This window comes from Pseudonocardia halophobica, assembly GCF_050948485.1.
GTDB classification, from domain to species: Bacteria; Actinomycetota; Actinomycetes; order Mycobacteriales; family Pseudonocardiaceae; genus Pseudonocardia; species Pseudonocardia halophobica.
This window is the reverse complement of sequence record NZ_CP192046.1, coordinates 2,131,713-2,149,654: the sequence shown is the minus strand read 5'-3', so window position 1 is coordinate 2,149,654 and position 17,942 is coordinate 2,131,713. Positions and strand designations below refer to the sequence as shown.

The window sequence follows — 17,942 nt, the reverse complement described above, 5'->3', positions numbered from 1 at the left end:
CCTGCTACTCCGGCCCGGGCTCGAGGACCAGCAGGGTCTCCCCCGCCGGCCGGAAGCCCGCGCGCCGGTAGAAGGTCGTGCTGCGGGCGGTCGGGGCGAGGATCAGCCGCCGGTAGCGCCGGTCCCGGGCGTGGTCGACGACGGCCTGCAGCAGGGCGCGCGGAACGCCGCGATCGGCGAAGGCCTCGAGCACGAAGGCGTTGCCGACCTGCCCGACCTTGCCCGCGCGCGTCCCGGGCCGGGGCATCGGGACGATCTCCACGACGTTGATCGAGCCGATCGGCGTCCAGCCGGCCCGGTCGCTGCCGATCTCGGCCAGCCAGAAGGTCCGCCGGGGCTGCTCGACGCGCGCCCACTGCGCGAACGCCGCCTCGAAGCCCGCGTCGGAGACCGGCCGGCCGGCCCGTTCCTCGGTCCAGGCACGGCGCAGCCGCGCCAGGGCCTCGACGTCGCGCTCGTCCGCGACGCGGACGGTGATCTGCCGGGTGCCCGCCGACTGCGACCCGGCCGGCTGCCCGGAGGGGTCCTCAGCCACCCAGCTCCCGTCCGACGGGGTTCACCACCGTCAGCGGGAGCAGCGTCGTGCCGCTCGGCCCGACCTCGATGTCGGTGCCCGTCGAGGGGCACACCCCGCAGTCGAAGCACGGGGTCCAGCGGCAGTCGTCCTGCTCCCGCCCGGACAGCGCGTCCTGCCAGTCCGCCCAGAGCCAGTCCCGCTCCAGCCCGGAGTCGAGGTGGTCCCAGGGCAGGATCTCGCCCTCCTCGCGCTCCCGGGTGGTGAACCACTCCAGCGAGACGCCGAGCGGCTCCAGCTCCGCCTTCGCGGCGGTGATCCAGCGCTCGTAGGAGAAGTGCTCGGACCAGCCGTCGAACCGGCCGCCCTCGCGCCACACCCGCTCGATCACGGCGCTGACCCGGCGGTCGCCGCGGGCGAGCAGGCCCTCGATCAGCGAGGGCTGCCCGTCGTGGTAGCGCATGCCGATGTTGCGGCCGAGCTTCTTGTTGCTGTTCACGGCCTCGCGGAGCTTGCGCAGCCGGGCGTCGACGACCTCCGGGTGCGCCTGCGCCGCCCACTGGAACGGTGTGTGCGGCTTGGGGACGAACCCGCCGATGGAGATCGTGCAGCGGACGTCGTTGCGGCCGGAGGCGGCGCGGCCGGCCTGGATGACCCGGTGCGCCATGCCCGCGATCTCCAGGACGTCCTCGTCCTCCTCGGTGGGCAGCCCGCACATGAAGTAGAGCTTGACCTGCCGCCAGCCCTGCGCGAACGCCTCGGAGACGGTGCGGATGAGGTCCTCCTCCGAAACCATCTTGTTGATCACCCGGCGGATCCGCTCGGACCCGCCCTCGGGCGCGAAGGTGAGGCCGGAGCGGCGGCCGTTGCGGCTGATCTCGTTGGCGAGGTCGATGTTGAACGCGTCGACGCGGGTCGACGGCAGCGAGAGCGACGTGTTGGTGCCCTCGTAGCGGTCCGCCAGGCCCTTGGTGATGTCGGCGATCTCGGAGTGGTCGGCGCTGCTCAGGGACAGCAGGCCGACCTCGTCGAACCCGGAGGCCCGCACGGCGGCGTCGACCATCTCGCCGATCCCCTGCAGCGACCGCTCGCGCACCGGGCGGGTGATCATGCCCGCCTGGCAGAAGCGGCAGCCGCGGGTGCAGCCGCGGAAGATCTCCACGCTCGCCCGCTCGTGCACGGTCTCGGCCAGCGGGACCAGCGGCGCCTTGGGGTAGGGCCACTCGTCGAGGTCCGACGTCGTGCGCTTCTGGACCGTGGCCGGGGCACCCTCCGCCGGGGTGACGGCGGTGATCGCGGTGTCGTACTCCACCTCGTAGAACGAGGGGACGTAGCAGCCGTCGGTGTTCGCCAGCCGGCGCAGCAGCTCGCGGCGGCCTCCCGGCCGTCCTTCGGCCTTCCAGGCCTTGACGACGTCCGTGATGTCGCCGACGACCTCCTCGCCGTCCCCCAGCGCCGCGACGTCGACGAAGTCGGCGATCGGCTCCGGGTTGAAGGCGGCGTGCCCGCCGGCGACGACGACCGGGTGGCTCTCGTCCCGGTCCACCGCGTGCAGCGGAATGCCGGCGAGGTCGAGCGTGGTCAGCAGGTTCGTGTAGCCCAGCTCGGTGGAGAAGCTGACGCCGAGGAGGTCGAACGCGCCGATCGGGCGGTGGGTGTCGACGGTGAAGGCGGGGACCTCGTGCTCGCGCATGAGCTTCTCGAGGTCCGGCCAGACGGCGTAGCAGCGTTCGGCGAGGGCGTCGGCGCGCTCGTTGAGGACCTCGTAGAGGATCATGACGCCCTGGTTGGGCAGGCCGACCTCGTACGCGTCCGGGTACAGCAGGGCCCACCGGACCTCGGCGGACTCCCACGGCCTGGTCTGCGCGTTCAGCTCGCCGCCGACGTACTGCACGGGCTTGGACACCCGCGGCAGCAACGGTTCGAGGGCAGGGAAGACGGACCCTGACAGCACGGCGCTCACGCGAACCCAGGGTAGCCCTGCGCCGATTCCTCCTCCGCACACGGTTCCGCACACGCTCCCCCGCCACGCTCCCCGTGACCGGCACCATCGACCCGAGGAGCCACCATGAGCACCCCGACCACCGACCCGATCCACGCCATCGGCCCCAAGCACCGCGCGCTGTGGGCCTCCGGCGACTACGGCACCGTCGCCTCCGACCTCATCCCCGGGCTGGGCGCGATCCTCGTCGAGGCCGCCGGCATCGGCCCCGGGCAGCGCGTGCTCGACGTCGGCGCCGGCACCGGCAACGCCTCCATCCCGGCCGCGGCGTCCGGCGCCGAGGTCGTCGCCTCCGACCTGACGCCCGAGCTGCTCGACCGGGGCCGGCGCATCGCCCGCTCCCGCGGCCTGGACCTGGAGTGGGTCGAGGCCGACGCCCAGTCGCTGCCGTTCGAGACCGGCGAGTTCGACGCCGTGATCTCCTGTGTGGGCTCGATGTTCGCGCCGTTCCACGAGCGCACGGCAGCCGAGACGCTGCGCGTCTGCCGGTCCGGCGGCACCGTCGGAATGATCAACTGGACCCCGGAGGGCTTCGTCGGGCAGCTCTTCGCCACCATGAAGCCCTTCGCGCCGCCGCCCCCGCCGGGCGCCCGCCCCGCGCCGCTGTGGGGCAGCGAGGAGCACGTCCGCGAGCTGTTCGGCGACGGTGTCCGCACGCTCCGTGCCGAGAAGCGCACCTACACCCTCGACGTCACCGACTCCCCGCAGGACTTCCGCGAGTGGTGGAAGCGCAACTACGGCCCGACGATCGCCGTCTACAGGTGCGTCGCCGACGACCCGGCGCGCACCGCCGAGCTCGACGCCGCCTTCCTCGACTTCCTCACCCGCACGCAGAAGGGCGGGATCTGGGAGTCGGAGTACCTGCTCGTGACGGCCGAACGGGCCTAGCGGGCGGGCGGGAACCGGCCCGTCACGGCCGAACGGGTCTGCCGCAGACGGCGGAACCGGCCGAACGGGCGACGCCGGACGTATCGGGCGGTGCCATCCTGACCTCCTTCCCAGCGGACGGGAGAGCGGGATGGAGCCGGACGACACAGGACGGGGGGACGACGGCGGGGAGGGGCCCGCCGTCGTCGTCCGACTGCTCGGGCCGCCGCGCGTCGAGACCCGAGGTCCCCGCCCTCCCGTCCCTCGGGGCCGCAAGCCGTGGGCGCTGCTCGCGCTGCTGCTGACCACGACCGGCCCGGTGCCCCGCGGGCGCGTCCAGGAGCTGCTGTTCCCCGACGCCGAGGACCCGCAGGCCGCGCTGCGCTGGACGCTCAGCCAGGTGCGCCGCGCCGTCGGGGACGCAGTGCGCCTCGAAGGCGACCCGCTGACCTGCGAGATCGCCGAGGGCGTCCGGGTCGACGTCGTCGACGTCCTGGCCGGACGTGCCCCGGCCGGCTGGCCCCTCGCCGAGGCCACCCTCCCGCTGCTGGAGTGCGCCGAGCCGGACGTGCCGGAGTTCGCCGCGTGGCTGCACGGCCGCCGGCACGGCCTCGCCCGGGCGGGTGCGCGGCTTCAGCGGCGGCACCGGCCGCGCGGCAGCTCCCCCGCCAGCCGTTCGGCGGTGCGGGAGCTCGTCCGCGTCGGCGAACAGGTGATGGACTCGGGGGCTGCGCGCGACGGCACCGCTATCCTCGCCGGCGCGGTCCGGCGGGCCCGGGAGCTGGGCGACGACGTCGTGCTCGCCGAGGCGCTGGCGCACTACGGGCGCGGGTACGTCCACGCCGTCGCCAGCACCGACCCCGGCGCGGCCGCCGCGCTGCGCGAGGCCGACCGGCTCGCGACGCGCGAGGGCCTGGCCGACATCGCCTCGCTCGCCCGCCGCGAGCTCGGCTTCGTCGCCACGGCCACCGGCGACCCCACCGCCGCGCTGCGGTGGCTCGAGAGCGCCGACGTCGCCGCCGGGGAGCGACCCGAGCAGCGGGCCGGGGTGGCGCACGTGCGCGGGTTCGCGCTCATCGACACCGGGCTCTCCGAGTGGGCGGTGCGCGAGCTCGACGCCGCGGTGGCCCTCGCCGAGACCGCGGACCGGCCGCGCGCCTTCACCGCCGCGGTCGCCATGCGGGCCCGCGCCCGGCTGCAGCGCGGCGAGGACGAGGCGGCCGCCTCCGACGTGGCCGAGGCCCGCCGGATGGCCTCCGAGCTGGGGTGGACGTCGATGCGGCCGTGGATCGACGTGCTCCACGGCGAGGTCCTCCTCCGGGAGGGCCGGCTGGCCGAGGCCGAGGCCGTGCTGGCCGACGCCCACACCCTCGCCGAGGTCCTCGACGACGCCTGCTGGATCGCGCTGACCAGCCGCGGCCTCGCCGTCGCCCGGGCACGGCTCGGGAACCCGGCCGCCGCTGCGACGGCCCTCGACGGCGCCTGCGCCACCCTCGTCGCCGACGCCGACGTCTGCTGCTGGATCGAGCTGCACCTGCGGGACACGCTCTGCGGGATCACCGCCGACCTCGACCGGGACGCCGCGCTCCGCGAAGCCGCCCTGCTCGCCCGGCGCGCCGACCACACCGGGCTGGCGGAGTACGCGGTCCGCGCCGCCCGCCACCGCGCCCGCCTCGGCGACCCCGACGCCGCCGCCGACGCATGGGCCCGCGCCCTCCCCCACGACAACCCCGCCCTCCTCCGCTGACCGCACGAACGGCCCTCTCGTGCGGTAGGTCCGCACGAGAGCGCCGCTCGCTCACAGGAAGGCGGGAGCGGGGCATTTTTCCGCCGGCTCCCCGGGTGGCACCGCCCGCGGCACACCCGTCCTGACGCAGCCTCATACCCGGCGCCGCCGGCACACGTGTCCCGGCGTCGGCCTCACACCCGACAGAGCGCTCCCGCATCCAGTCGACCGGGTGTGACGCGACCCGACGGGTGTGCGGCGCCCCGCAGACCCGACGGGTGTGCGGCGCCCGCGGAAGCGTTTGCCGACGCTCGCCCTGTCCCCGCAGGCCTCCGACGGCCCACCCGGCAACGGGCGCAATGGCCGGCGACCCCGACGCGACCGGCACATCCTGGACCACGCGGCACACCCATCCTGGCGCAGCCTCACACCCCGCGCCGCTGTCCCACATCCAGTTGACCGGGTGGGAGACGACCGGCGGGGGTGCGGCGACCCACGGAGCGATCACTGACGCTTGCCAGGCCGCGCAACGGACCCGGCGTACCGACCACGGGTCGACACCACGACGGCGCATCGACGCGGGCACCATGCGCACGACCGCGCTGCAGAGCCGGCACCCGCCCCCCATGGGACGGCGTCCCGCACCCTCCCGAGCGCTTCACACCCGGTCGACGGGGTGTGCCGCGCTCCTCTCGGGTGCGGGACCGGGCCCGGGCGGGTGCGCCGCGCCCCTCAGGCGTGCGGGGTCGGTCAGTCGAGGAGGCCGGCGGTGCGGAGGGCGGCGCGGACGTCCTCGTGGTGCCACTCGTCGAGCGGGACCAGCGGCAGCCGGATGCCGCCGGGCATCAGCCCCATCTCCGCAAGGGCCCACTTCACCGGGATCGGGTTGGGCTCGGCGAAGAGGGCGCGGTGCAGGCCGGCGAGGTCCGCGTCGATGGTGGCGGCCTCCTCGTCGTCGCCGGCGATGGCGGCCTTGCACATCCGCGCCATCTGCTCGGGCGCGACGTTCGCGGTGACCGAGATGTCGCCGTGGAAGCCGGCGAGCATGCTGGCGCGGGCGGTGGCGTCGTCGCCGGAGTAGAGCGCGAAGTCCGTGAGCCCGAGCGCGACCAGGTCCCGGACCCGGTCCAGGTCGCCCTTGGCCTCCTTGAGCCCGACGATGTTCGGCACCTCGGCGAGCCGCTCGACGGTCGAGGGCAGCATGTCGCAGGCCGTCCGGCCGGGGACGTTGTACAGGTACTGCGGGATGTCGACGGCCTCGGCGACCTTCTTGAAGTGCCGGTACAGGCCCTCCTGCGGGGGCTTGTTGTAGTACGGCGTGACGAGCAGCGCCCCGTCGGCGCCCGCCGCGGCGGCGGACTCGGTCAGGTGGATGGCCTCGTCGGTGTTGTTCGCGCCGGTGCCCGCGATGACCGGGACCCGCCCGGCGACGACGTCGATCGTGCGACGGATGACGTCCGTGTGCTCCTCCACCGACAGCGTGGAGGACTCGCCGGTCGTGCCCACGGACACGATCGCCGCGGTCCCCGCCAGCACCTGCCGCTCGACGAGCCGGTCGAGCGCCTCGTGGTCGATCGAGCCGTCCTCCCGCATGGGGGTGACCAGCGCGACGAGACTTCCGGTGATCATGATCATGCCCTTCGTGACGCGAACGCGACGGCGACGGTAGCAAGCGCGGACGGCCGGGGCCCAGGGCGATCCGGCCCGTGCGACCAGGCCCCCGGACCCGGTCCGGACAACGGCGGGGTGGTGCTGGCCCCACCCCGCCTCGGGGGTCGGCGCGCCCGGATCCGGGGGCTCGCACCGGCGACCGGCGGCCCGGTGATCCCTAGCGTTCCGGGCAGCGTTCCGGGTCCGACGAAGGAGCTGCGATGAGTCCGGTGTCCTCCCCGGTCGCGCCGGTCCGCCGGCGGCCGGCGCCCCGCGAGCTGCCGCGGCTGCGCGAGGCCGGCACCGCCGCGGCCCTGCTCGCGGTGGCCGCGCTCGGCCTGCGGTGGTGGGGGTCGCCGTGGCACGAGGTGCCCGTGACGCACGTGGCCGAGTGGCACATGCGCACGCTGCTGGGCCTCGGGCGGGCGGGCCGGGTACCGGTCCTGCTGCTGCTCGGCCTGGCGGTGCTCGCGCTGGTCACGGGCGGGCTCGCGCGCTCGGGCCGACTGCGCTGCTGGCCGCACCACCTGGCACTGGCGGCGGCCGGCGCCACCTCCGTGCTGGCCGCGGTGCAGACCCTGACCCGCTGCCCCCTCGCCCTCGGCGCCTGGCTCACCGGGCTGCTGGGCCTCGTGGCGCTGGCCGGATCGACGGCGCGCTCGGGGCGCCGACCGGACCTACCGCAGCAGCAGCGCCTCCAGCCGGCGGGCCGCGACGACGACGCCGACCGCGGCCATCACCACGAAGTAGGCGACGTGACCGAGCATGCCGAGGTGGACCGCGCCCGTGGTGAGCCCGCGCATGAGCTCGACCGCATGGTACAGCGGTAGGCACTCGACGAGGATCTGCAGCGGGCGCGGGTAGACGCCGAGCGGGTAGAAGGTCGTGGCGAACAGGAACATCGGCAGCACGGCCAGCGTGACCAGGTCGAAGTCCTGCCAGGAGCGCATGAACGAGGTCGCCGCCATCCCGATCGCGGCGAACGCGAACGCGACCAGCAGCGCGGCCGGCAACGCCAGCAGCGCCCAGGGCGAGGTGATCAGGCCGGCGACCGCCATGACCGACAGGAAGCCGGTGGCGTAGAGCCCGCCGCGCAGCAGCGCCCAGCCGATCTCGCCGAGCGCGATGTCGACCGGGCCGAGCGGGGTGGCCAGCATCGCGTCGTACAGCCGGTTGTACTTGAGCTTGAAGAACACGTTGAAGGTCGCGTCGAACACCGCGCCGTTCATGGCGGACGCGGCCAGTAGGCCCGGCGCGATGAAGGCGGCGTAGGAGATCGGCCGCCCGTCCGGCCCGGGCAGCTCGCCGACCAGCGAGCCGAGGCCCGAGCCCATCGCCAGCAGGTAGAACACCGGCTCGGCGAACCCGGACACGATCGCCGGCCAGGTGCGCCGCGCGGCCGTGGCGGAGCGCAGCAGCAGCATCCGCGAGCGACCGGCGTAGCTCCCACCGGGCAGCACCCGGGCCCACCCCGGGGCGGGGCGCGCTGCGGCGTCGAGCGTGGTCACGGCGCCAGCCTCCGGGTGAACGCCCGGACCGACAGCCCGGTGCCGACGGCGAGGAGCGCCGCCAGGTAGGCGAGGTGCCCCAGCACCGCCCCGGCCGTGCCGGTGCCCAGGGCCGCGGCGCGGGCCAGCTCCGTGCCGTGCCACAGCGGCGACACCCACGCCAGCGGCTGCACCCACGCGGGCAGCGCGGCGACCGGGAAGAACGTGCCAGAGAACAGGGTCATGGGCAGCACGACGAACCGGAACAGCGCGTTGAACGCCGCCCCCTCGTCCTCCCGGCTCGCCGAGAACGCCATGACCGGCGCAGCGACCGCAGCCCCGGTCAGCACCGCGGCGACGAGCGAGCCCAGCACCCCGATCGACGCGGCGCCGCCGAACACGGCGATCAGCACCAGGTAGACCGCGCCCGTGAGCGTCATCTTGGCCGCGACCCACACGAGATGGCCGACGGCGATCTGGGCCCCGGTGAGCGGCGTGGCCGCCATGCCGAGGTAGACGCGCTGCCACTTGAACCCGGACAGCACCGGGTAGGTCATCTCGAACGCCGCGCTCTGCACCGTGGACATCGCCAGCAGCGCCGGGGCCAGCCACACCAGGTACGGCACGCCGCCCGTGGCCGCCTCCGCCCCCGGCCGCGACGCGATCAGGCTGCCGAAGCCGAGCCCGAACGCGAGCAGGAACAGCAGCGGCTGGAGCACCGACGACACCGCCGTCGCCCGCCAGTTGCGCCGGTACCACCGCCAGAACGACTCGACGACCAGCAGCACCCCGCGCACCCACGCGGGCGCCGTCGCCGGCGCGCGCCGGGTCGCGGGCACGCGTTCCTCGATCGCCATCAGTCCACCAGCGTCCGGCCCGTGAGCCGGAGGAACACGTCCTCCAGGGTGGAGCGCCGCACCAGCGCCGAGAGCGGCCGCAGCCCCGCAGCGTGCAGCGCGACCTGGGAGCGCTCCCCGTCCGGTGTGTAGAGCAGCGCCCGGTCCGGGAGCAGCTCGACGCGCTCGGCGTACCGCTCGAGGTCGCCCGCCGCGGGCCGTTCCTCGGGCAGGAACCGCAGCTCCAGCACCTCCCGCGTGGACCACCGCTCGATGAGCTCCGCGGGCGAGCCCTCGGCCACGATCACCCCGCCGTCCATGACGACGAGCCGGTCGCACAGCTGCTCGGCCTCGTCCATGTAGTGCGTGGTGATGATCTGGGTGACGCCCTCGCGCTTGAGCTGGTACAGCCGCTCCCACAGCAGGTGCCGGGCCTGCGGGTCCAGACCCGTGGTCGGCTCGTCGAGCAGGAGCAGCTCCGGGTCGTTGACCAGCGACCGGGCGATGGTGAGCCGGCGCTTCATGCCGCCGGACAGCGGCTCCACCCGGTCCTCGGCCCGCTCGGTGAGCCGCGCGAACTCCAGCAGCTCAGCCGCCTTGGCCCGCACGTGCCGGCGGGGCAGCCCGAAGTACCGGCCGTAGATCTCCAGGTTCTCCCGCACCGACAGCTCGGTGTCGAGGTTGTCCAGCTGCGGGACGACGCCGAGCCGGGCCCGGATCCGCGGCCCCTCCCGGTCCGGGTCCATCCCCAGGACCTGCAGCGATCCCGAGGTGCGCGGCGAGACGCACGCGATCATCCGCATGGTCGACGACTTGCCCGCCCCGTTGGGCCCCAGGAAGCCGAACACCTCGCCCTGCGCCACGTCCACGTCGATCCCGCGGACGGCCTCGAACCTCCCGAAGCGCTTGCGCAGGTCCCGCGCCTGGACCAGTCCGTCCCCCACGCCCGGAACGCTAACGGGAGGGACCGACACTTTCCTGTCGATTCCGGGTCCGGTCCCGTACGGCCTCGTCGTCGGCGATCCCGCGCTGGAACCAGTGCTCGTCCCGGACGTCGCCCGGCCCGAGCCGCAACGCTCCGGGGAAGCGGCCGACCTCGGCCCAGCCCCGTGCGGCGTACCACTCCGGGAGCCCGGTGCCGCCCCGGGCCGACAGGATCAGCTGGGCGAGACCGAGCTCCGCGGCGCGGCCGACGGCCGCGTCGAGCAGCCGCCCGCCGAGACCGCGGCCCTGCAGGTCCGGCCGCACCATCAACCGGATCACGGTGGCCCGGTGCGCCACCACCGGCCCGCGCCCGGGCTGCAGGAACACCGTGCCGACGAGCTCGTCCCCGGGCAGGTGCAGGGCGAGCAGGTGCAGCGTGCCGGCCCGGACCTCGGCCACGGTCGCCTCGGCGAGGGCCCGGACGTCCGCCTCGGGGGCGTCGGGCGGGAAGCCGACCGCCCCGCCCGCGCGGGTCACGGCCGTCCAGAGCGTGCCGAGCGCCGCTGCGTCCGGATCGGTGTCCGGCCGGGGTCCGGAGAGCCCGGCCGGGGTCGCCGCGTCGCTCAGAGGTTCGGGAACCAGAGCTTGATCTCGCGCTCCGCGGACTCGGGCGAGTCCGAGCCGTGCACCAGGTTCGACTGGGTCTCCAGGCCGAAGTCGCCGCGGATGCTGCCCGGGGCCGCCTTCTCCACCGGGTCGGTGCCGCCGGCGATCTGTCGCCACGCCGCGATCGCGCGCGGACCCTCGGCCACCGCCGCCAGGAGCGGGCCGGAGGTGATGAACTCGAGCAGCGACTCGAAGAAGGGCTTGCCGTCGTGCTCGGCGTAGTGCTGGCTCGCCAGCTCGCGGTCGATGGTGCGCAGCTCCAGCGCCACCAGCCTGAGGCCCTTGCGCTCGATGCGCGCCAGGCACTCGCCGATCAGGTTGCGGGCGACGCCGTCGGGCTTCACGAGGACCAGGGTGCGTTCAGTCACGCGACGGAGCGTAGCGACGCCCCCCGACGGGTCGTCACGGGGCCAGCGTGGCCGCGCCGAACGAGACGGAGAACCGTTCGCACCAGATGCTGACGCTGGTCAGCCCCGCGAGGTCGGCGCCCGCCGGCACGGGGTAGTTGGCGCTGCCGACGTTGCCCTTCAGCGGGCCGAGGTCGAGGTACCGACCGTCGTCGAACACGTGCCAGCCCTCGCGGCCGGGCAGCACGGGCGCGTCGGTCAGCCAGACACGCAGCCGCGGGCCGTTGCTCGTGACCAGGTCCTGCAGCCGCAGCACCCGGGACCCGTCCGGCAGGCCGAGGAGCAGCGCCTCGCCGGTGGTCGCGTGCTCGTGCGCGACGAGCCGGCCGGACGCGAGCACGACGGGCGCGGCCTCCGGGACGCCCGCCGGGGCCGCGGCGGCCGGAGCGGGCTCCGCCACCGACTCGTCGACGACGAGCTTCCACGGCTCGAACCACACCAGCCCGGCCGCGACGACCAGCGCGAGGACGACGGCGGCGGGCAGGATGACGGACCGGCGCCGCCATCGGCGGCGGGTCCCCGGGCGACCGGACATCCGCGCAGGATGCCGGTCCCACGGGCCCGTGACCAGGGCCGGAGGGCAGCCGCTACTGCTGCTGGGACGGCAGCTGCCCGCGGGCCATCCGGCGGGCGACGTCCCGCCGCATCCACAGCACCATGCCCCACACCAGGACGAAGATCAGGCCGATGGCCAACAGGGACACGTGGAAGAGGCCCGTGGCCACCAGCCCCACCTGCAGGACCAGCGCGAAGCCCAGCCCCCACGGCCGCCGCTGCAGGCCCGAGGCCACGATCATCAGCAGCCCGAGCACCAGCACCACGGTGATCGCGACCGGGTTCAGCGCCCCCTCGGTGAACCTCGCGACGACGAGCACCCCGAGCAGCACGACGATCGCCTCGAGCACCAGCAGCCCCGCGCACACGCCGCGGAATCCCTTCATCGGGTCCGTGGCGGGCGGGCGCACCGGTTCCGTGCTCACGCCGGCACCCCGGTGGTCCCGTCGATGGTCGCCGTGCTCACGCCGGCTCCTTCCCGAAGATCGACCGGGCCTCGCCCGCGGTCACCACGGAGCCGGTGACGATCACCCCGACGCCCGAGTCCCCGGCCTCCTCGGCCAGCTCGACGCCCTGGTCGATCGCCGCCGCCAGCTGCGGCTCCACGCTCACCCGGTCCCGCCCGAACACCTCGACGGCCAGCGCCGCCAGCTCGTCCGGGTCCATGGCGCGCGGCGACGAGTTCATGGTCACCACGACCTCGTGCACCGCGGGCTCGAGCGACTCCAGCAGGCCCTTCGCGTCCTTGTCCCGCATCACGCCGATCACCGCGACCAGCCGCGTGAACCGGAACTCCGACATCAGTGCGGCGGCCAGCGCACGGGCACCGTGCGGGTTGTGCGCGGCGTCGATCAGCACCGTCGGCCGGCCCGGCCCGCCCTGCATCGGCTCCAGCCGCCCCGGCGAGGTGATCGACGCGAACGCCGCGCGGACCGCGTCGGGATCCAGCGGCTGCTGCGGGCCCGCCCCGACCAGCGCCTCGGCGGCGGCCAGCGCGATCGCCGCGTTGGACGCCTGGTGCTCGCCGTGCAGCGGCAGGAAGATCTCGTCGTACCGGCCGGACAGGCCCTGCAGCTCCAGCCGCTGCCCGCCCACGGCCAGTTCGCGCTCGCGCACCCCGAACTCGGCGCCCTCGCGGGCCACCTGGGCGCCGACCTCGGCGCAGCGCTCGATGAGCACCTCCGCCACGGCCTTGTCCTGCGCGGCGAGCACCGCGACGGAGCCGGGCTTGATGATCCCGGCCTTCTCCCGCGCGATCCCCAGGAGGTCCGTGCCCAGGTACTCGGCGTGGTCGAGGCCGACGGGGGTGATCACGGAGACCCGGGCGTCGACGACGTTGGTCGCGTCCCACCGGCCGCCCAGCCCGACCTCGACGATCCCGGCCTCGACCGGCGCGTCGGCGAACGCCGAGTACGCCATGGCCGTGAGCACCTCGAACTTGCTGAGACTGATCTCGTTCTTCGCGTCGAGCAGCTCCACGAAGGGCTCGACGTCCCGGTAGGCCTGCACGTACTGCGCGGGCGAGACGGGCCGGTTGTCGAGGTTGATCCGCTCGGTGGCCCGCTGCAGGTGCGGGCTGGTGTACCGGCCCGTGCGCAGCCCGATCTCACTGAGGATCGCGTCGACCATGCGGGCCGTGGAGGTCTTGCCGTTCGTGCCGGTCAGGTGCACGACCGGGTAGCCGGTCTGCGGGTCGCCGAGGACCTCGACGAGTGCCCGGATCCGGTCCAGCGACGGCTCAATGACCGTCTCCGGCCAGCGCCGGTCCAGCTCGGCCTCGACCGCGAGGAACTCGGCGTACTCCGCCACCGTGGACTGCGCGGGCACGACGTCCGGGGTGTCCGAGCCCCGGATCTGGTCCAGGACGTGGGAGATCACCGCGTCCTGGGCCTGCTCCTCCGGAGCGCGGACCTCGCCCTCGCCCTCGGGGGGTTCCGGATCCGTCACCGCGGCACCTCCACACCGGCCGGGTGGACCGCGCGCACGCGGCTCATGAGGCCGGCAGCCCCTCGAGCCGCGCCGTGACCCGCTCGATCTCGGCGACGGCGGCCTCCCGCCGCGCGCGGATCCCGTCGACGACCTGCGCCGGGGCCTTCTCGGTGAACTTGGGGTTCCCGAGCTTCTTCTCGGCCTGCTCCAGCTCCTTCTGCGCGGCCGCCAGGTCGCGCCCCAGCCGCGCCCGCTCGGCGGCGACGTCGATCGCCCCGGACGTGTCCAGCTCGACGTGGACGGTGTCGCCGTTCAGCGCGACCTCGACCGTGGCGGTCGGCGCGAAGTCCGCGCCCGCCGGGTCGAGGCGGGTGAGGAACCGGACGGCCCTCTCGTGCCGGGCCAGGCCCGCGGTCTCCAGCCCGACCAGCAGCGCGGCGACCGACTTGCGGTCCGGCAGGCCCTGCTCGGTGCGGAAGCGGCGGACCTCGGTGATCAGCTTCTGCAGCGCCTCGACCCGCGCGACCGCGGCGGCGTCGACGGGCAGCCCGGTGTCCTCGCCGGGCCAGGTCGCGGTCACGACCGTCTCGCCGCCGGTCAGCGAGGTCCACAGCGCCTCGGTGACGAACGGGACGATCGGGTGCAGGATCCGCAGCAGCGCGTCGAACACGTGCCCCAGGACCGCGCGGGTGCCCTCGGCCGTGGCCGGGTCGTCGAGCTGGGGCTTGGCCAGCTCGAGGTACCAGTCGCACAGCTCGTCCCACGTGAAGTGGTAGAGGCCCTCGGTGGCCTTGGCGAACTGGAAGTCCTCGAGCAGCGCGTCCGTCTGCTCCCGGACCTCGCGCAGCCGCCCGAGGATCCAGCGGTCCGCGTCGGTCGGCTCGGTGGGCAGCGGCAGGGCCGGGTCGGCGCCGTTGGCCTCCGCGAACCGGACGGCGTTCCACAGCTTGGTGGTGAAGTTGCGGGAGCCCGCGACCCACTCCGTGGACAGCGACATGTCCGTGCCCGGGTTCGACCCGCGGGCGATGGTGAACCGCAGCGCGTCGGCCCCGTAGGCGTCGATCAGCTCGAGCGGGTCGATGACGTTGCCCTTGGACTTCGACATCTTCTTGCCGTGCTCGTCCCGGATGAGCCCGTGCAGGTAGACGTGCTCGAACGGCGAGCGGCCCATCGCGTAGGTGCCGAACATCATCATCCGGACGACCCAGAAGAACAGGATGTCGTAGCCGGTGACCAGGACGGAGTTCGGGTAGTACCGCTCCAGGTCCGGGGTCTCGTCCGGCCAGCCCAGCGTGGAGAACGGCCACAGGCCCGAGGAGAACCAGGTGTCGAGGACGTCCTCGTCCTGGCGCCAGCCCTCGCCGGTCGGGACCTGGTCGTCCGGCCCGACGCAGACAGTCTCGCCGCCCGGCCCGTACCAGACCGGGATGCGGTGGCCCCACCACAGCTGCCGCGAGATGCACCAGTCGTGCATGTTGTCGACCCAGTCGAAGAACCGCGACGACATCTCCGGCGGGTGGATCTTCGTCTCGCCCGAGCGGACGGCGTCGCCCGACGCCTTGGCCAGGGACTCGACCCGGACGAACCACTGCAGCGACAGCCGCGGCTCGATCGGGACGCCGGTGCGCGAGTCGTGCCCGACGCTGTGGACGTACGGCCGCTTCTCCGCGACGATCCGGCCCTCGGCCCGCAGCTGCTCGCGGATGGCCTCGCGCGCCGCGAACCGGTCCATGCCGTCGTACGGGGTGCCCGAGTTCGCGATGACCCCCGACTCGTCCATGATCGTCGGCATCGGCAGGTCGTGCCGGCGGCCCATCTCGAAGTCGTTCGGGTCGTGCGCGGGGGTGATCTTGACGGCGCCGGAGCCGAACTCCGGGTCGACGTACGGGTCCGCGATGACCGGGATGTCCCGCCCGGTGACGGGCATGCGGACGGTCCGGCCGACGAGGTGGGTGTACCGCGCGTCGTCCGGGTGGACCGCGACGGCCGTGTCGCCCAGCATCGTCTCGACGCGGGTGGTGGCGACGACGATCGAGTCCTCGCCGTCCCCGTAGCGCATCGAGACGAGCTCGCCCTCGACCTCCTTGTGGTCGACCTCGATGTCCGAGATGGCGCTCTGCAGCGCGGGCGACCAGTTGACCAGGCGCTCGGCCCGGTAGATCAGCCCCTCGTCGAACATCTTCTTGAAGACGGTCTGGACGGCGCGGGACAGGCCCTCGTCGAGCGTGAACCGCTCGCGGGTCCAGTCGACCCCGTCCCCGAGGCGCTCCATCTGGCCCAGGATCGAGCCGCCCGACTCGGCCTTCCACTCCCAGACGCGCCGGACGAACTCCTCGCGGCCCAGCTCGCGGCGCCCCGGCTCGCCGGCCTCGGCCAGCCGGCGCTCGACGACGCTCTGGGTGGCGATGCCGGCGTGGTCCATGCCCGGCAGCCACAGCGCGTCGTACCCCTGCATGCGGCGGCGCCGGGTGAGGACGTCGATCAGGGTGTGGTCCATGGCGTGCCCGAGGTGCAGGCTGCCCGTGACGTTCGGCGGCGGGATGACGATGCAGTACGGCGGCTTGCCCGATGCCGGGTCCGCCTCGAAGTAGCCGCGGTCGACCCAGCGCCGGTACAGGACGCCCTCTACCTCCGCCGGGTTCCACTTCGGCGGGAGGGAGGTGGTGCGCGCTGGGAGGGTCTCGGTCACGCAGTCAAGTCTACGAGCCGGGTGCGACTCGTTTCCGGGGGTGGGTCGCGCCCCGGCACGCCCGGACGTCGCGCCGGTCAGCGGCCCCGCACCGGCAGGAACACGACGTGCAGGTGCGCGAACCCGAGCACCGGGGCGAGCGCACGGGCGCGGACCAGGCCGGGGTCGAGCGCGCGGACGGTGCCGCTGGTCGGCTCGTAGACCCGCCAGGTGCCGTCGTCGGCGATCCGCAGGGCCAGGCAGTAGTGCCGCGGCACCAGCGAGCCGACGAGCAGCGGGACGGGCCGGCGGGCGGCCAGGGCGGCCTCGACCTCCCGGATCGCCGTGTCGACGTCCGTCGCCGAGGCGTCGTCGACGAACCGGATGCGGTAGCGGCCCGCGCCCGGGGCGTGGGTGTGCAGCCAGCGCAGGAAGCCCCACGGCGTGGTGCCCAGCGCCCGCGGCCAGAGCCGGTTGGTCGCGGCGTGGATCTCGCGCTGGCGTGCGTCGTAGCGGGCGGCGAAGCCGCGGACCATGCCTTTCGCGTCCGTCTCGCGCAGCTCCAGCTTCTCCAGCTCGGCGGGATCGGCCCAGGTGGCGAGGGCGAGGAGCACGGCGCTGCCGCACGTGGTGCCGTCGACCTGGTCGAGCCGGGCGCCCGCGTGCCGCTGCTCCCCCAGCGCCTCGCCGATCAGCGGCCTGCGCTCGCCGGACAGGACCTTCACGGCCGCGACGGGCACCGGCACGGGCCGCGAGACCAGCCGTTGCGCCGCCCGCCCGATCGCCGACACCGTCCGCACGCGGTCACGGTAGCGCGCGGCGGCGGGCGGGCGGCGGCTCACGCCGTGCGCCGGTCGGCCGCACCCGTCGCCGGCGCGCGCACACCATCACCGCCGTCCGGGCGGCCCCGAGCGGGGCGGGCGGTCGTCCGGTTCCCGATCTAGGTTGACCCCGTGAGCGCAGAGCTGACCCCGGAGATCGTCGAGTTCCTCAACCACGGCACCCGCACCGGGGTGCTCGCCTGGACGGCGGCGGACGGCCGCCCGCTGGCCGCCCCGGTCTGGTTCCTGGTCGAGGACGGCACGCTGATCTTCAACACCGGGCGGGACACGGCGAAGGGGCGGGCGCTCGCCCGCGACCCGCGGGTCGCGCTGGCGGTCGACCTGCCGGCGCCGCCGTACGCGTTCGTCCAGGTCCAGGGCGTGGCGGAGACGAGCGAGGACCCCGCCGAGCTGCTCCGGACCGCCACCGCGCTGGGTGGGCGCTACATGGGCGCCGACCGCGCGGAGGAGTTCGGGAAGCGCAACGGGGTCCCCGGGGAACTCCTGGTCCGGGTGCGCCCGACCAAGGTCGTGGCGCACCTGGACGTGTCGGGCTAACCGCGGTTGTCGGGGTCGTTCGACGGGACACCGCGCTCGGTGTCGGCGTCCCAGCCCTCGGCGAGGGCGGAGATCTTCTGCGCGTAGTCCGCGGCGGCGACCTGCGGCTCCTGCGCCCGGCCCGCGGCGACCCCGATCAGGAACGCCGTCACCGGCGCGGCCGGCCGGCTCACGCCGTGCGCGACGTCCGACGTCAGGTCGAGCACCGCGTCCACGCTCTTCTCGCTGTCCACCTGACCCTCGAGCCCCAGCTCGCGGGACACGGCGGTGATCCACTCCGACATGGCCTTCGCGTCGTCACTCACGGCGGGAAGGTACCCCGGCACACCCCG

The 17,942-nt window shown here is 74.5% G+C and carries 17 protein-coding genes; 3 read left to right on the top strand and 14 right to left on the bottom strand.

From position 1 onward, the window contains the following. Positions 1-4: 4 nt before the first annotated feature. Both ACQP04_RS10290 and ACQP04_RS10285 read right to left on the bottom strand, forming a co-directional pair. Positions 5-535, bottom strand: coding sequence for a GNAT family N-acetyltransferase (locus ACQP04_RS10290; RefSeq protein ID WP_433506827.1), 531 nt, complete (start codon positions 533-535; stop codon positions 5-7). Then, complete coding sequence (locus ACQP04_RS10285; protein ID WP_433506826.1) at positions 528-2,477, bottom strand: TIGR03960 family B12-binding radical SAM protein; 1,950 nt, start codon at positions 2,475-2,477, stop codon at positions 528-530. The genes ACQP04_RS10290 and ACQP04_RS10285 overlap by 8 nt, the downstream gene beginning before the upstream one ends. A 105-nt stretch (positions 2,478-2,582) precedes the next feature. On the opposite strand from ACQP04_RS10285, the gene ACQP04_RS10280 reads away from it, so the two are divergent. Together ACQP04_RS10280 and ACQP04_RS10275 are read left to right on the top strand one after the other, a co-directional pair. Beyond that, complete coding sequence (locus tag ACQP04_RS10280) at positions 2,583-3,404, top strand: class I SAM-dependent methyltransferase (RefSeq protein WP_433506825.1); 822 nt, start codon at positions 2,583-2,585, stop codon at positions 3,402-3,404. 130 nt (positions 3,405-3,534) lie between these two features. After that, on the top strand, positions 3,535-5,130 hold the full coding sequence (locus tag ACQP04_RS10275; protein WP_433506824.1) for a hypothetical protein: 1,596 nt from the start codon (positions 3,535-3,537) through the stop codon (positions 5,128-5,130). A gap of 729 nt (positions 5,131-5,859) precedes the next feature. On the opposite strand, the gene dapA is transcribed toward ACQP04_RS10275, so the two are convergent. The 11 genes from dapA to ACQP04_RS10220 all read right to left on the bottom strand — a co-directional run bounded on the left by dapA (position 5,860) and on the right by ACQP04_RS10220 (position 17,031). Beyond that, positions 5,860-6,738 (bottom strand): 4-hydroxy-tetrahydrodipicolinate synthase, encoded by an 879-nt coding sequence (gene dapA, locus ACQP04_RS10270; protein WP_433506823.1) that lies wholly within the window; start codon positions 6,736-6,738, stop codon positions 5,860-5,862. A 698-nt stretch (positions 6,739-7,436) separates the two neighbouring features. Continuing rightward, complete coding sequence (locus ACQP04_RS10265; RefSeq protein WP_433506822.1) at positions 7,437-8,267, bottom strand: ABC transporter permease; 831 nt, start codon at positions 8,265-8,267, stop codon at positions 7,437-7,439. Further along, positions 8,264-9,103 carry an ABC transporter permease gene (locus tag ACQP04_RS10260; RefSeq protein WP_433506821.1) on the bottom strand — a complete coding sequence of 280 codons (840 nt, stop codon included), beginning with the start codon at positions 9,101-9,103 and terminating at the stop codon, positions 8,264-8,266. The genes ACQP04_RS10265 and ACQP04_RS10260 overlap by 4 nt, the downstream gene beginning before the upstream one ends. After that, complete coding sequence (locus ACQP04_RS10255) at positions 9,103-10,026, bottom strand: ABC transporter ATP-binding protein (protein ID WP_433506820.1); 924 nt, start codon at positions 10,024-10,026, stop codon at positions 9,103-9,105. The genes ACQP04_RS10260 and ACQP04_RS10255 overlap by 1 nt, the downstream gene beginning before the upstream one ends. Before the next feature lie 10 nt (positions 10,027-10,036). Continuing rightward, a complete protein-coding gene (locus ACQP04_RS10250; RefSeq protein WP_433506819.1) occupies positions 10,037-10,543 on the bottom strand; it encodes a GNAT family N-acetyltransferase in 507 nt (168 codons plus the stop codon). Between the two features lie 86 nt (positions 10,544-10,629). Further along, positions 10,630-11,040 (bottom strand): nucleoside-diphosphate kinase, encoded by a 411-nt coding sequence (gene ndk / locus ACQP04_RS10245; RefSeq protein WP_433506818.1) that lies wholly within the window; start codon positions 11,038-11,040, stop codon positions 10,630-10,632. A 34-nt stretch (positions 11,041-11,074) separates the two neighbouring features. Continuing rightward, on the bottom strand, positions 11,075-11,614 hold the full coding sequence (locus tag ACQP04_RS10240; protein ID WP_433506817.1) for a DM13 domain-containing protein: 540 nt from the start codon (positions 11,612-11,614) through the stop codon (positions 11,075-11,077). A 52-nt stretch (positions 11,615-11,666) separates the two neighbouring features. Beyond that, the gene (locus ACQP04_RS10235; protein ID WP_433506816.1) at positions 11,667-12,059 is read right to left on the bottom strand and encodes a DUF4233 domain-containing protein; all 393 of its coding nucleotides are present in this window, start codon (positions 12,057-12,059) and stop codon (positions 11,667-11,669) included. A gap of 37 nt (positions 12,060-12,096) precedes the next feature. Continuing rightward, the gene (gene folC / locus ACQP04_RS10230) at positions 12,097-13,581 is read right to left on the bottom strand and encodes a bifunctional tetrahydrofolate synthase/dihydrofolate synthase (RefSeq protein ID WP_433506815.1); all 1,485 of its coding nucleotides are present in this window, start codon (positions 13,579-13,581) and stop codon (positions 12,097-12,099) included. 43 nt (positions 13,582-13,624) lie between these two features. Then, the gene (locus ACQP04_RS10225; RefSeq protein WP_433506814.1) at positions 13,625-16,252 is read right to left on the bottom strand and encodes a valine--tRNA ligase; all 2,628 of its coding nucleotides are present in this window, start codon (positions 16,250-16,252) and stop codon (positions 13,625-13,627) included. A 77-nt stretch (positions 16,253-16,329) separates the two neighbouring features. Next, positions 16,330-17,031 (bottom strand): hypothetical protein, encoded by a 702-nt coding sequence (locus ACQP04_RS10220; protein WP_433506813.1) that lies wholly within the window; start codon positions 17,029-17,031, stop codon positions 16,330-16,332. Between the two features lie 153 nt (positions 17,032-17,184). Between ACQP04_RS10220 and ACQP04_RS10215 the strand changes: the two genes are divergently transcribed. Next, positions 17,185-17,610, top strand: coding sequence for a PPOX class F420-dependent oxidoreductase (locus ACQP04_RS10215; protein ID WP_433506812.1), 426 nt, complete (start codon positions 17,185-17,187; stop codon positions 17,608-17,610). On the opposite strand, the gene ACQP04_RS10210 is transcribed toward ACQP04_RS10215, so the two are convergent. Continuing rightward, positions 17,607-17,915, bottom strand: a complete 309-nt coding sequence (locus ACQP04_RS10210; protein WP_156067386.1) for a DUF6457 domain-containing protein — start codon at positions 17,913-17,915, stop codon at positions 17,607-17,609. The two genes, ACQP04_RS10215 and ACQP04_RS10210, sit on opposite strands and share 4 nt — an antisense overlap. Between the last annotated feature and the right edge of the window lie 27 nt (positions 17,916-17,942).